General features: G+C 59.9%; 12 protein-coding genes. 7 read left to right on the forward strand and 5 right to left on the reverse strand.

Annotation, left to right across the window (positions count from 1 at the left end):
- Positions 1–97: 97 nt before the first annotated feature.
- The gene (locus ACOQOY_RS07995) at positions 98–1,048 is read right to left on the reverse strand and encodes a GlxA family transcriptional regulator (RefSeq protein ID WP_420584929.1); all 951 of its coding nucleotides are present in this window, start codon (positions 1,046–1,048) and stop codon (positions 98–100) included.
- Between the two features lie 135 nt (positions 1,049–1,183).
- Between ACOQOY_RS07995 and ACOQOY_RS08000 the strand changes: the two genes are divergently transcribed.
- From ACOQOY_RS08000 to ACOQOY_RS08015, 4 genes are read left to right on the forward strand one after another with little or no spacing between them, the layout of a single operon-like run.
- Positions 1,184–1,894, forward strand: a complete 711-nt coding sequence (locus tag ACOQOY_RS08000; RefSeq protein WP_420584930.1) for a GntR family transcriptional regulator — start codon at positions 1,184–1,186, stop codon at positions 1,892–1,894.
- A 7-nt stretch (positions 1,895–1,901) separates the two neighbouring features.
- Positions 1,902–2,819, forward strand: a complete 918-nt coding sequence (locus ACOQOY_RS08005; RefSeq protein ID WP_420584931.1) for a dihydrodipicolinate synthase family protein — start codon at positions 1,902–1,904, stop codon at positions 2,817–2,819.
- A gap of 3 nt (positions 2,820–2,822) precedes the next feature.
- The gene (locus tag ACOQOY_RS08010; RefSeq protein WP_420584932.1) at positions 2,823–4,319 is read left to right on the forward strand and encodes an aldehyde dehydrogenase; all 1,497 of its coding nucleotides are present in this window, start codon (positions 2,823–2,825) and stop codon (positions 4,317–4,319) included.
- The gene (locus ACOQOY_RS08015; RefSeq protein WP_420584933.1) at positions 4,316–5,656 is read left to right on the forward strand and encodes an NAD(P)/FAD-dependent oxidoreductase; all 1,341 of its coding nucleotides are present in this window, start codon (positions 4,316–4,318) and stop codon (positions 5,654–5,656) included. Before ACOQOY_RS08010 ends, ACOQOY_RS08015 begins: the two co-directional genes overlap by 4 nt.
- On the opposite strand, the gene ACOQOY_RS08020 is transcribed toward ACOQOY_RS08015, so the two are convergent.
- From ACOQOY_RS08020 to ACOQOY_RS08035, 4 genes are all read right to left on the reverse strand, one after another.
- Positions 5,657–6,391 (reverse strand): SDR family NAD(P)-dependent oxidoreductase, encoded by a 735-nt coding sequence (locus tag ACOQOY_RS08020; RefSeq protein ID WP_420584934.1) that lies wholly within the window; start codon positions 6,389–6,391, stop codon positions 5,657–5,659.
- A complete protein-coding gene (locus tag ACOQOY_RS08025) occupies positions 6,388–7,119 on the reverse strand; it encodes an SDR family NAD(P)-dependent oxidoreductase (protein ID WP_420584935.1) in 732 nt (243 codons plus the stop codon). Before ACOQOY_RS08025 ends, ACOQOY_RS08020 begins: the two co-directional genes overlap by 4 nt.
- A 68-nt stretch (positions 7,120–7,187) precedes the next feature.
- Entirely contained in the window at positions 7,188–8,735 is a 1,548-nt protein-coding gene (locus tag ACOQOY_RS08030) for a trimethylamine methyltransferase family protein (RefSeq protein WP_420584936.1), read from the reverse strand.
- Positions 8,736–8,884: 149 nt separating this feature from the next.
- A complete protein-coding gene (locus ACOQOY_RS08035; protein WP_420584937.1) occupies positions 8,885–10,708 on the reverse strand; it encodes a BCCT family transporter in 1,824 nt (607 codons plus the stop codon).
- Between the two features lie 374 nt (positions 10,709–11,082).
- Between ACOQOY_RS08035 and ACOQOY_RS08040 the strand changes: the two genes are divergently transcribed.
- The 3 genes from ACOQOY_RS08040 (at position 11,083) to ACOQOY_RS08050 (ending at position 13,515) form a co-directional block, all read left to right on the forward strand.
- On the forward strand, positions 11,083–11,988 hold the full coding sequence (locus ACOQOY_RS08040) for a LysR substrate-binding domain-containing protein (protein WP_420584938.1): 906 nt from the start codon (positions 11,083–11,085) through the stop codon (positions 11,986–11,988).
- 99 nt (positions 11,989–12,087) lie between these two features.
- A complete protein-coding gene (locus ACOQOY_RS08045) occupies positions 12,088–13,242 on the forward strand; it encodes an aromatic ring-hydroxylating oxygenase subunit alpha (protein ID WP_420584939.1) in 1,155 nt (384 codons plus the stop codon).
- Between the two features lie 33 nt (positions 13,243–13,275).
- Positions 13,276–13,515 carry a hypothetical protein gene (locus ACOQOY_RS08050; protein WP_420584940.1) on the forward strand — a complete coding sequence of 80 codons (240 nt, stop codon included), beginning with the start codon at positions 13,276–13,278 and terminating at the stop codon, positions 13,513–13,515.
- Positions 13,516–13,594 lie beyond the last annotated feature (79 nt).

A 13,594-nucleotide genomic window follows, 5' to 3' on the forward strand; every position in this document is an offset into this window, starting at 1 on the left:
GTTGGAATTTAACGAGGGGGTACGAGCGGGGACAGGGGGTGAGCGCCTGATCAGCCGGGCTCGCCGACGTCAGAGCAGCTCCCCCCGCTGCGCTAATTCAGTCGATTTTGTTTTTCTGCGCATGCGGCGTGACGCCGAAGGTAGACCGATACACGCGCGAAAAATGGCCCGGGCTTTCAAACCCGCAGGCCATGGCAACCTCAGTCACCGAGGCTTCGGTCTGTAACAGCAGTTTCTGCGCCCGCTCCAGCCGCAGCTCCATAAAGTACTTCTTGGGCGACGTGTTGAGGTATTTGCCAAACAACCGCTCTAACTGGCGGGTCGAAATACCAAGGTCTTCGGCGATTTGCGACGGTGAAACAGGTGCCTCGATGCAGTCCTGCATGACGTGGATCGCTTTGGCCAGATGCGCATTGCGCATTCCGTTGCGCGATTGCAGCGACACCCGCTGTTTGGCGGTGGCATTGCGCACCGCGTTATAGACCATCTGGTCCGCCACGGCGATGGCCAGTTCCTCACCGTGATCACGTCCGATCAGGTGCAGCAATAAATCCGCGGTCGCCGTCCCACCCGAGGCCGTGATGTGTTTTTCGTCGGCGACAAATACGCTGCGGACAAGGTTCACTTCGGGGAAGGCCTCCATGAAAGCGTCGTGATATTCCCAGTGAATAGCGGCCTGCATCCCGTCCAGAAAACCGGCTTCGGCCAATAGCCACGCACCGGAACACAGCGCACCTATATCCGTCCCTCGGGCGCGTTCCCGGCGCAAGGCAGCCAGCAAAGGGCGCGTGACATGGTTGCGCATGTGGATACCGGACAAAACGAACAACTGATCGGTTTTGGACAGCGCGTCCAGCCCGCCATGCACCAAGGTCACGGACCCGTTTGAACATACAGCCTGCGCGCCGTGCTCGGACAGGAAGGTCCAGTCATACAGCTCTTCGCCGCTGACCAGATTCGCGATCCGCAACGGCTCTACCGCGCAGGAAAACGCAAGGTGCGAGAACTCCTCGATCAGAATGAACGTGATGTGGCGTGGTTGAGGCATGAGCCGGTCCGTAAAGCTTGGTGCATTCGACAGCTTATGCTGCATCATTTTTTTCTGTATACAAGTTGTATTTTTGTGAAATACAGAAAGAGCACAAACTGCCAGTACGATTCGCACTTGATTGGGATGACCGAGATGAAAGACGACGCCAAATCTCGCAAGGACGCGCTGAGGGATCACCTGCGCGTGTCTATCCTGACCTTGCGCCTGCAACCCGGCACCGATCTGGATGAAGCACATTTGTCCGACGCGTTCGGCCTGTCGCGCACCCCTCTGCGCGAGGTGTTCCGGCAATTGGCAGGCGAAGGCTATCTGGACCTGCGCACCAACCGCAGCGCGCGGGTATCCGAGATGTCCTATACCACCCTGCGCGACTTCTTTCTGGCCGCGCCCATGGTTTATGGCGCAATCCTGCGGCTGGCCGCGCAGAACGCGACGCGAGCGCAGATTGATGACCTGAAGGACGCGCAGCAGGCGTTCAAGGCCGCGCTGCGCTCGGGACCTGCCGAGGACCGCGCGCTGGCCAATAACCGCTTTCACGACGTGACCGGAGAGATGTCTGGCAACGTCTACCTGCTGCCCTCGTTCAATCGGCTGCTGATCGATCACGCCCGGGTCGGGATGACCTTTTATCGCCCGCAAACGGCGAAGATGTCTGAAAACCTGTCCGAGGCCAGCACCCAGCATGACGCCATCATCGCCGCCATCGAGGCGGGCGATGAGGCGGCTGCTGCGCAGCTGGCCGAGGATCACTGGAACCTGTCACGCGACCAGATCGAGTTGTTCGTGATGCCTGACGCGCTGGATGTCCCAATGGGCCTCCCGCCCCTGTCGAAACCTGCATGAGGACGGAATGAACCCGATTTTCAAGTTTGAGGGGATCTACACCCCGGTGGTCACGCCTTATCACGCCGATGGCAGCGTGAATTGGGACGCCCTGTCGGATGTGATCGAATACCTGATCGAGAACGGCGTACACGGCCTCATCTCGGGCGGATCGACTGGCGAGAACTATGCGCAAACAGTCGACGAACGGCTGGAACTGGCTCGGTTCACGCATGACCGGTTGAATGGCCGCCTGCCTTTGGTCATGGGAACCGGGGCAATGCTGACGCCGGACTCGATTGCGCTGGCCGCTGGCGCGCGCGAGATCGGCGCGGAGGCGATCCTGCTGGCCAGCCCGCCCTATTCGGTGCCGACCGACCGCGAAAACGCGTTGAACGCGCTGGCCATCGACAAGGCCGCTGACCTGCCGGTGATGCTGTACAACTATCCGCACCGCACCGGAACGATGATGAATGAAGAATTCCTCGACCGCGTAGGCCGCAGCCGGAATTTCTGTGGAATCAAGGAAAGCTCGGGCGATATCAATCGGGTTCATTTGCTGGCGCGGGATTACCCGCATATCCAGCTTGGTTGCGGTATGGACGATCAGGCGCTGGAGTTCTTCGCCTGGGGTGCCCCGTTCTGGGTCTGCGGCGGGTCGAACTTCCTGCCTGCCGAGCATGTGGCGCTTTACAACGCCTGCGTGATCGAAGGCAATTTCGCCAAAGGCCGCCGGATCATGTCGGCCATGATGCCACTGATGCGGGTGTTGGAACAGGGTGGCAAGTTCATCCAGACGATCAAGCATGGCGTCACCATGAACGGGATCGACGCGGGCGCGATGCGGCCTCCGCTGAAAGGTCTGAACAAGGACGACAAGCGCGCACTGGAACAGGTGACCCGTGTGCTGAAGAAAACAATCGCAGATATCGTGGCGGAGGGCTGAGCAATGGAATTGCTGACACAGGACGAATACAAATCCATCGCCGCAGGCCTGACCCTGCCGACCGGTGCTTTCATCGACGGCGCGTACCGCCCGGCGATCTCGGGCGAGACGTTTGAAACGGTGAACCCCGCAACCGGCGACAAGCTGGCCGATATCGCGGCCTGCGGGGCGGCGGACGTGGATTTTGCCGTCGAAAAGGCGCGTGAGGCGTTTGACGATGGCCGTTGGTCGAAACTGCACCCGTCCGAGCGCAAGGACGTGCTGATCCGTCTGTGCAAACTGATGACCCGCAACGCGCGGGAACTGGCGGTGATGGAGAGCATCGACAGCGGCAAGACCATCTTTGACTGCGAAACTGTAGATGTGCCTGAAACCATCCACTGCCTGAAATGGCACGCCGAGGCGATCGACAAGATCTACGATCAGGTCTCACCTGCCAGCGACGATCACATCGCCATGGTGGTGCGCGAGCCCATCGGCGTTGTAGGTCTGGTCCTGCCGTGGAACTTCCCTTTGCTGATGCTGGCGTGGAAGATCGGGCCAGCTCTAGCAGCAGGGTGCTCGGTAGTGGTGAAACCAGCGGCTGAAACCACGCTGACGGCCCTGCGCATGGCCGAGCTGGCGATGGAGGCAGGCCTGCCCCGTGGCGTGTTGAACATGGTTCCGGGCGGTGGCGCAGAGGTCGGCGAACCGATTGGACGGCACATGGATATCGATATGGTATCCTTCACCGGCTCGACCGTCACCGGCAAGCGCTTCCTGACCTATTCCGCTGAAAGCAACGCCAAAGAGGTCGTGCTTGAGATGGGCGGCAAAAACCCCGCCATCGTGATGGACGACGCCGAGAACCTCGACCGAGTGGCTGCGCACGTGGTGAATGGTGCGTTCTGGAATATGGGCGAGAACTGCTCGGCCTCGTCGCGTCTGATCGTGCATAAGGATGTGAAGGCCGAACTGCTGGAGCGCATCGCACACCACGCCAAACAATGGAATATCGGCGACCCGCTGGACCCGGAAACCCGCATGGGCGCGCTGGTCAGCGAAGGCCACTACACCAAGGTTTGCAGCTATCTGGACCAGGCCGAGAATGTGGTGATCGGTGGCAAGGCCGCAGATGGCTTTGTCGAAGCCACCGTGGTCGAAGTTCCCGGCAATGACGCCACTTTGGCGCGCGAAGAAATCTTCGGCCCTGTCCTGTCAGTGATCGAGGTATCGGGCTTTGACGAAGCCATCAAAATCGCCAATGACACTGACTATGGCCTCTGCGCCTCGATCTTCACAGCCAACGCCAAACGCGCCATTCGCGGCGCTCGGGCCATCCGGGCGGGTACGGTAACGGTGAACAGCTTTGGCGAGGGCGACATCACCACGCCCTTCGGCGGCTACAAGCAATCCGGTTTTGGTGGGCGGGACAACTCAGTCCACGCTCACGACCAGTACACTCAGTTAAAAACCATCTGGATTGATTTGGCTGATGACGCGGATGAGGCCGTGGATTGAGCGCCTACTCTGCCAGGACCTTACCCGTCCATCGCGGGCCAGCGGCCTGGAGCGCCATCCTTGGCGCCCAACCGCCCGCGCAGAAGCTGGACAGGGACCAGACAGCAGATTTCGTGATCGTCGGCGCCGGCTTTGCCGGATTGTCGGCGGCACGACGGCTAAAGCAGTTGCAACCCGAGGCCCGCATCGTCGTACTGGAGGCCGGTCGGGTGGCCGAGGGCGCGGCCGGGCGCAACTCGGGCTTTATGATCGACCTGCCGCATGATCTGGCGTCGGTTGATTATGCAGGTACGGGTGACGGCAAGGCGATGGTTGCCTTAAACCGGCAGGCCATCGCCTTTGCGCGCTCGGCCGTTGAACAATACCAAATCAACCCGAACTTCTTTGACCCGGCGGGCAAAGTGAATGGCGCGGCAAGCGCGGCGGGGCAGGCCCATAACCTAAGCTATGCAAAGCACTTGGAAACACTGGGTGAAGCCAGCGAGATGCTGGACCCTCAGCAGATGCACGACCTGACCGGATCAAAGCATTACCGGTCCGGCCTCTACACGCCCGGTACGGTAATGCTGCAACCGGCGGGCTATATCCGAGGGCTGGCTGCTGGGCTGGTTGCGGCAGGTGTGGCCCTGTTCGAAAATTCTGCCGTGACCGGGTTCGAAAAACAGGGCAACGCGTGGCGGGTGACAACGAAAGGCGGCACCGTGAGTACGGGCGCGGTTATCCTCACTGTAAACGGTCATTTGGAAAGCTTTGGCATTGAAAGCGACCGCCTGATGCAGCTGTTTCTATTTGCCGCGATGACGCCGGAACTGGATAGCGATGCTCTGACTCGTCTGGGCGGACAGCCGCGCTGGGGGGTCACGCCGTCCGATCCGATGGGAACCACCATGCGACGGATAGACACCGGACAAGGCGGCAATCGCATCATCACACGCACCTGCGCGGCGCTGCGTCCTGGCATGGCCTCAACACAGCGCGATCTGGCGCGAGCCGCACGAGTCATGCAACGCAAATTCGACCAACGCTTCCCGCAACTGGCCGGAATGGAAATGCAATACCAATGGGCAGGCCATCTGTGCCTGAGTCTCAACGGCGTCTCGGTCACGCGTGAGATCGAACCCGGTGTCTATTCCGGTTGCGTTCAGAACGGACTGGGCATCGCACGCGGCACCCTGACCGGGATCGCGGCGGCGGAACGGGCTTGTGGTCACAGCTCGGACATTACCCGCCATTTCGAGGCCGAGGCCCAACCCAAACGCCTACCCCCACAGCCGTTCCGGGAAATCGGTGCAAACGCCGTGCTGCGCTGGAAAGAATGGCGCGCGCGGGACGAATGATCAGGGCAAGCTCAGCTTGGCCATGCGACCGCCATCGACTGTATAGACCTGCCCTGTGATGAAACTGGCGTCGTCTGAGGCGAGGAACGCCACCAATGCCGCGACCTCCTCGGGGGCGCCCGTACGTGCCACGGGATGGATGCGCTTGATATCCTCGTGAAATCCCGCGGGGTCGGGCATTGAGGCGATGAAATCCACATTCAGTTCGGTGTCGATCCACCCCGGCGCAACGGCGTTGCAACGGATGCCGTCCGCTCCGTGATCGACCGCCACCGCACGGGTAAGCCCATGCAACCCGGCCTTGGAAGCGCAATACGCTGCATGGCCGGGATTGCTGCCGAGCCCTTCGATCGAACCTGTATTGACAATGCAGCCACGTGTCTGGCGCAGGTGCGGCAGGGCCGCTTTGATCAACAAGAAAGGCGCGGTGAGGTTGACCATCAAAGTACGCTGCCAGTCGTCCAGACTCATATCTTCGACCGTGGCTTCCTGCATCATTCCAGCGTTGTTGATCAAGATATCCAACCGCCCTGCCCGGTCGATGACATGATCCAACACGGCTTGCGGGCTGCGCGGTTTGCTGAAATCGGCTTCAATCCCTTCAAAGTCCGGGTCGGCCCCGCGCTGCGCTGTAAACACGCGCGCGCCGTCGTCGCGTAACCGTTCAGCTATGGCGCGACCGATACCGCTGCGGCCGCCGGTAACAAGTGCGGTTTTGCCTTCAAATCGAGTCATGAGACCGGCTTGCCTCCGTTCACTTCCAATAGCGCGCCGCAAACATAACGCGATGCGTCCGAGACGAGAAACATGACCACATCGGCGATGTCTTCGGGTTCCGCAATGCGGCCAAGCGGTACGGTTTGGCCCAACTCGGCCACGGCGGTGTCTGGATCAAACCCGCGCTTTTCGAACCCGGATCGCAACATCGGCGTATTTACCTCATTCGGGCAGACGGCGTTGATGCGGATGCCCTGATGCGCGTGATCCATGCCCATACACTGGGTCAAAGACGCAATTGCCGCTTTGGTCATGCAATAGACCGCGTGGTTGGGGCCAGGGCGCAGACCCCAGCATGAGGCGGTATTGACGATGGCCCCTCCACCAGTCGCCGCCATGATCGGGATCGCGGCACGGCAGATGCGGAACGGGGCCTCGACATTCACCCCCAGCGACAGGGACCAGTCCTGATCTGTCGTCTCGGTGACCGAGCCGCGCGTTATGACGCCCGCATTATTAACCACGATATCCAACCCGCCCAGCGCATCCGCAACAGATTGAGGCAACGTGTCCGCATAAGATCCATCCAGCAGGTCACCGGGCAGATGCGCGTCCGCGTCAATGCCCTCGACCATGCGGTCAGCGACCGCCACCCTTGCACCTGCGTGGCGCAGGCGCTGCACTAGGGCCGCCCCAATTCCGCCCGCGGCTCCGGTCACAAGGGCTGTTTTGCCGTGTAAGTCCATTGATCCTCCGGCCAGAGTTGAAAAAGCCCGCCCGGTCGGCCGGGCGGGTGAGTTGCGGGGAGTTTGCGTTAATAGCTCTGGTTGAGTTCATCAGCCGCCGGGATTTCTCGTTCGCGTCGGGCGATGTAATCCAGCAAAGCCTCGTTCCTGGCCTCGTCCAGTTTAGGTTCCTCATATTCGGCCAACAGAGTTCGGGCGCGGTTCAGGGCGCGTTCGGTGATCTCGACCTCACCTTCAGCGACCCATTGCTCGATCGAGTTGTTGTCGAACATCTCGGGCATGAAGAAGGCGTCCTGGAAATTGTCCTGCGTATGCGGATGGCCCAGATAGTGCCCGCCGGGGCCGACATCCGGCACCGCAGCAATGGCCTGATCGAAATCGTGCCATTTCGGCCCCTCGGCCATGCGGTAGGCCATGGCGCATTGTTCGGCATCGACGATGAACTTGGCGACGGAACAGTGCATGCCCGCCTCGTTCCAACCTGCGCTGTGCCAGATGTAGTTGGCCCCGGCGTGGATCACCGCCTGCAAAGTCGTCGCGGATTCATACCCGGCCTGCGCGTCAAACGTCTTGGCCCCGCCCAGCGTGTTCGACGTCCGCCACGGCACATCGTAGTGCCGCGCCATTTGGCCGATCATGAAGTTCATCAGACTGATCTCGGGCGTACCCGCCATCGGCGCACCGGATTTCATCGAGACTGTCGACAGGTAATGGCCGTAGATCGCGGGCGCGCCCTTACGGATGACCTGAGTATAAGCCAGCGCGCTCAGCGCCTCGGCGTTCAGCTGCGCGACGGTAGCAGGCACAGACGCGGGCGTGTTGGCCCCGCCCAGCACAAAGGGTGAGCACAGCACCGGCTGATTGCGGCGGCAGAAGGCGCGCATTGCGCCCAGCATGGTTTCATCCCAGACCAGCGGAGAATTGCCATTGCAGTTGCCGGTGGTGACAGGGTGGCTCTCAAGGAACTCTTCTCCGAAGAGAATGGCGCACATCTCCATCACATCCTCAGCGTTCTTGGGGCTGGTGGTCATGCCCATGAACGTCTTGTCCGAATGCTTCATCGACGAATAAGTGATCCGCAGATGCCGCTGGCTGATCGGGTGATCATAGGGTTCCACAATGTGGTGCGCCGAAGAATGCAACGCGGGCATCATGTGGCTGATCTTATGGAACATCGCCAGATCGTCCAGCGTCGGGTTGCGGCGTACGTCGTCCAGATCACGCAGGAAAGGCGCACCCGTCATCGGGACAAAAATCGAATGCTTGCCGCCCAGCCGCACATTCTTTTTCGGATCCCGGGCGTGATAAGTGAAATCGCTGGGGATGGTGGAGATCAGCTCGCGCACCAGACCGCGATCCAAGTAGACCAATTCGCCCTCGACCTTGGCGCCGACCTTCTTCCAGTCTTCCAGCGCGATAGGGTCGCGGAATTGCACGCCTACGTTTTCGAGAATGTCCATCGAAGCGTTGTCGATCCGCTCAACCTGCGCGCCGTCCATCACCTCGCACAAGGGGATGCCACGGGTCAGGCCGGGCAGCATTTCAAAGTTCGGTGCGGTGCGCAGAGCGCGGCGGGCCGAGCGTCCGCCTGCGCGGGTCGCGGTTCGGATGTTCATCGGGCAATCCTCCAATCTTGTGTATCACATTGGGGGATTCGCGGCCGATTCACCTCACTGATAGCGATATCTGCTTGCAAGAAGCGACATGAGGAAAAAGGAAACGCCGCCCCCAGGCGGGGGCGGCGTTGGTGTCAGATTGGCCTGATTTACTCGGCGGCTTGTGTAGAAACGCCGTGTTTGTCCCGCTGGCCGTCGCGGAACAGCGCCTTACCCAACGCGATGCACATCAGGCCCATCACCATTGTGAATGGCAGCGCGCCAATGATCATCGCATTGCGCAGCGCGTCCATCGGGTTGTTTTCCCCGGCAGCAAGGATCAGCGCACCGATCACAGCGGTCAGGATCACACCCCAGATGATGCGATGCTTGACGCCTGTTTCCTGACTGCCGCCGGACATGATGGTGTTCATCACCAGAATTCCCGAGTCTGCGGACGTCACAAGGAAGGTCATGATCAGGATCACGCACATGACGTTCAGCATGGACAACAGCCCACCGTCAATCATGTAGGACAGGGTCACGAACAGCTTGTTGGTGTTCGACGCGCCGATGATTGCACCCTCGGCGGCACCTGCCAGCTCCAGATCAATCGCCGTACCACCAAGAACAGTCATCCACGCAAAGCAGACCAGCGCCGGTGCGAAAACACAGCCCAGAATGAACTCACGCACAGTACGACCTTTCGAGATACGTGCGAGGAACAGACCCACGAAGGGCGAGAACGCGATCCACCAGGCCCAGTAGAAGGTGGTCCAGCCCGCCTGCCAACCGAACTGACGACCCTGCTCACCTGCGGCATAGGCCGCGGCCAGCGTCTCGGCGTCCAGCTCGGCAGCGGCACCAGTCAGGCCCTCGCGAAAGCCCTCAAAGCTGCCCCACGCGTTGGTTGCGCCCCCCATCAAGTCCGCCGCATGCGCCTGTGCCTCGGCAGGCAGAGCCGCCGCGAACGCTTCGGTCGAAAGCGGGCCATAGGCGTTAAAGCTGAGCGACAGGAAATGCAGGATGTAATCCACCATCGCAGAGCCATAGGTGGTCATCGCAAAGACGAACGAACCGAAGACGACGAAGGTTCCCAGCAGGATGATCGACAGAACCAGGTTCAGGTTCGACAGGTATTTCACACCCCGGCCCACACCGGACACAGCCGAGATGATCGACAGGCTCATGATGACGACCAGACCGGTGATCAGACCAACTTTGCTGGGGGTCGGAACTTCTCCGCCCAGATCCATGACCCACTGCATGCCTGTAATGGCATAAACACCGTCGATAAACTGGCTGACGCCATACCCGATGGTCACGGACACACCAAGGATCGTTGCCACAACGCCCAGCACATCGACCACATGGCCGAAAAAGCCGTTGACGAAACGACCGAACAGCGGTGTCAGCGCCGAACGAATGGTCAGCGGCATGTCACGGGTATAGGCGTAGTAGGCCAGCGACAGGCCAGTGACGACGTAAATCGCCCAGGCGTGGAAACCGTAGTGCAGATAGGTAAAGCGATAAGCCGATTGCAGTGCTTCGGGCGAGTTGCCCTCGACCGCGCCGGACACGACCACGGGGTTCGACCCCCACAGGCCCAGCGGTTCAGCCGTGGCAAAGACCATCAGGCCAACACCCAGACCGGCACCGAACATCATCGAGAACCATGAGAAATTCGAGAACTCGGGCTTTTCACCCGGCGTGCCCATGATCCGGCGGCCCGTGGCCGGAATGATGGCGACAATGGCGAGAAAGAAGAAAAACGCGCCGACGATCAAAACGTAAAAGCTGTTGAAAATCTCAAGCAACTGACCGTTCAGAGACCCCAGCGTGCTGTTTGCGTTAGCTGGGAAAACAAGCGCCCAAAGCACCAGCCCGACCATGATGGCCTTACTGATCAGGGCAATGGGGACGCTGTAGTTTTCATAGAAACCGGCATCGGCCGTTTCTATCTCAACATCCGTAAAGGGTTCGGGTACCGACATCTTCTCCTCCGTGTTGACGGTATGCGTTGGGTTGAGCTCGCCTAAACGAGCCCCCCCAATTCTGGTCTTTTGTCTGGCCCGCTCCCTTGGTGCGTAGCACCGTTCCTCCAGCTGGGCAGGCATCTAAAAGCTATGTCAGGCGCAAGGCCCAGGCCGCCGTCAGAATGCGGCGGTTAATGGTTTTCTTGCGTATACTGCCAGTTTCTGGTTGATCGGGCTGGAACCGACGCATTCTGTACTTTTGCGACACGGGTCCGAAAACGTGCCCGGCAAATACACCTTCCGACCACATACCTCTGGTCTTCAACCGCAAAAATCTTAATACTCGGATGAGGTAAGCTCAACCGAACCCAAGTGAAGAATCCACAACCACTATGTCCAGACGCCACTACAACCTGCCGCCCCTGACCACTTTGTCGGCTTTCGAAGCTGCCGCGCGGCATCTGAGTTTCAAAAACGCCGCCGAAGAACTCTCGGTCACGCCGGGCGCGGTCAGCCACCAGATCAAGGCGCTTGAGGGCGATCTGGACACCACCTTGTTCCAGAGAAAACATCGCGGTGTCGACCTGACCGAGGACGGCAAAGCGCTGTACGAGGCACTGTCGTCCTCATTCAGCCGTATTTCGAAAGTTCTGGCGTCGATCCGGGACCGAAAATCAGGTGGCAAGGTTACGGTCGGCTCTACGATCGCTGTTGCGGCGCTTTGGTTGTCGCCTGCTGTGATCCGGTTCTGGCGCGAGATGCCCGAAGTGAATGTGGATCAGATTTCGCAGGACCGCCCGTTTCGTGATCGGCCCGATGTGGATTTTTTCATCCGATATGGACAGGACGCCGACCCGAGCCTGTCCCACACACCCTTGTTCCGCGACCACCTGATCCCGGTCGCCAGCCCAGAAGTGGCCGACCGACTTGCCGGAGCCAGCCTTGAAGACCTCGCTGCGGAACGGCTGATCCATCTGGATTCCGAAGATCGCAGCTGGACCACATGGCCGGAATGGTTTCGGCAACTGGGATACGGCGGGCAGGTCCCGATTGAATCCCGCGTCAACAGCTATTCGGTTGCGCTGCAACTGGCCCGCAAGGGCGCAGGGTTGGCACTGGGTTGGCGGCGCTTGATCCTGCCGATGCTGCAATCGGGCAAATTGGTGCCTATCGGCCCTCATCATGTACCGGCACCGAACCAATTTTATCTGGTCGGGCGCCCCGACGACGAACTCTCAGACAGTGCCCGCGCCCTAAAAGCTTGGATCATTCAAGAGGTTCAGGAAGGCTCGGTTTAGATTCAGTCACTCTGTGATGAGCTTTTCTGATATTGAGCGAAGACCGCGCCATCCGCCAATAGAGATAGGAAACCATCCAGCAACGCCCAGGAGAGCCCGATGAACAAGCACAGCCCGCTGAATTCCGTTCTGGCCGATGTGACTGTCGCCAACGGCCTGCCGAACGAACACTATATCGACCCGGCCATGTTCGCCGAGGAAAAGCGATCCGTGCTTTTTGCCAACTGGTCAGGCATCGGGTTCGGCAAGGATGTCCCCGAAGAAGGCGATGCCAAGCCAGTGGATTTTCTGGGTATGCCGCTGCTGATCGTCCGCGACCGGGATGGCGAGATCGGCGTCTTCCAGAACACCTGCCGTCACCGCGGCATGATCCTTGTGGACACGCCGCGCAAGATCGGCGGCGCGATCCGCTGCCCCTATCACAGCTGGTGCTACAGCCTGAAGGGTGAGCTGCGCGCGACCCCCCATGTGGGCGGCCCTGGCCAGAACAAGCACGAAGATGTCAACCGGGACGATCTTGGTCTGGTCCGCGTCCGCTCGCACGTCTGGCGCGATGTGATCTTTGTCAACGTGGACGGCAACGCGCCTGCGTTTGAGGACGCGCACGGCGCTCTGCTGGAACGCTGGAAGGAATTCGAACAGCCCCTGCATCACGGTGGCGAGACGTCGTCGTTCAAGCTGGAGGTCAAAACCAATTGGAAGCTGGCGGTCGAAAACTACTGCGAAAGCTACCACCTGCCTTGGGTCCATCCCGGCCTGAACAGCTATTCCCGGCTTGAGGATCACTATAACATCGAGGCGCGCGGACATTACTCGGGCCAGGGAACGCTGGTTTACCGCCAACTGACCGATCAGGACGGCGCTACTTTCCCCGATTTCGAGGGCCTCAGCGACAAATGGGATGAAGGCGCTGAATATATTGCAATTTACCCCAATGTCCTGCTGGGCGTACAGCGCGACCACGCCTTTGCAATTGTGCTAGAGCCGGTCGATCACGAAAATACGGTCGAACACATCGAACTGTACTATGCCAAAAGCGTCGAAGACACGCCCCAGCATGACGGTTTGCGCGCCTCGAACGCGCAGCTGTGGAAAACGGTATTCGAAGAGGACGTCTTTGTGGTCGAAGGCATGCAAAAGGGTCGTCATGGGATGCTGTTCGACGGCGGGCGGTTCTCTCCGGCGATGGATGGACCAACACATAACTTCCATCACTGGGTCGCCTCGCAGGTTGAGAATGGCCGCGCAGAATAGCATCGTGGGTCAGGGATTTCTGACGGAACTGCGATGAACAAAGAAGAGCTGGATCGTCTGCTGCTTGAGGCGCATGATCGCAACGATCATGCCGCCCTCATCCGCTATTATACGATTGCGGCAGATGAACAGGAGGGCGCAGGCGACATCGACGCGGCCTGTTTTTATCTGACCCATGCCTTTGTCTTTGCGCTGGAGGCCGGCGCGCCCGAAGCCAACGCTCTGAACGCGCGGCTGGCCGCTCATGATCGGGCGCATCGGCTGGACTTCTGACGGGATTGTCAGTGCATTTGCTCGTGGGCTGACCCTACGAAACCCTATTTGTACAGGCGCGCCCTCTTATATGCTCAAA

This window comes from Ruegeria sp., assembly GCF_965221235.1.
In the GTDB taxonomy this organism is placed as follows: Bacteria; Pseudomonadota; Alphaproteobacteria; order Rhodobacterales; family Rhodobacteraceae; genus Ruegeria.

Coding starts and splice junctions, on each gene's coding strand:
- ACOQOY_RS08030 (WP_420584936.1), bottom strand. CDS start 8,735: ATGAACATCCGAACCGCGACCCGCGCAGGCGGACGCTCGGCCCGCCGC.
- ACOQOY_RS08000 (WP_420584930.1), top strand. CDS start 1,184: ATGAAAGACGACGCCAAATCTCGCAAGGACGCGCTGAGGGATCACCTG.
- ACOQOY_RS08045 (WP_420584939.1), top strand. CDS start 12,088: ATGAACAAGCACAGCCCGCTGAATTCCGTTCTGGCCGATGTGACTGTC.
- ACOQOY_RS08010 (WP_420584932.1), top strand. CDS start 2,823: ATGGAATTGCTGACACAGGACGAATACAAATCCATCGCCGCAGGCCTG.
- ACOQOY_RS08040 (WP_420584938.1), top strand. CDS start 11,083: ATGTCCAGACGCCACTACAACCTGCCGCCCCTGACCACTTTGTCGGCT.
- ACOQOY_RS08050 (WP_420584940.1), top strand. CDS start 13,276: ATGAACAAAGAAGAGCTGGATCGTCTGCTGCTTGAGGCGCATGATCGC.
- ACOQOY_RS08020 (WP_420584934.1), bottom strand. CDS start 6,391: ATGACTCGATTTGAAGGCAAAACCGCACTTGTTACCGGCGGCCGCAGC.
- ACOQOY_RS08035 (WP_420584937.1), bottom strand. CDS start 10,708: ATGTCGGTACCCGAACCCTTTACGGATGTTGAGATAGAAACGGCCGAT.
- ACOQOY_RS08005 (WP_420584931.1), top strand. CDS start 1,902: ATGAACCCGATTTTCAAGTTTGAGGGGATCTACACCCCGGTGGTCACG.
- ACOQOY_RS08025 (WP_420584935.1), bottom strand. CDS start 7,119: ATGGACTTACACGGCAAAACAGCCCTTGTGACCGGAGCCGCGGGCGGA.
- ACOQOY_RS07995 (WP_420584929.1), bottom strand. CDS start 1,048: ATGCCTCAACCACGCCACATCACGTTCATTCTGATCGAGGAGTTCTCG.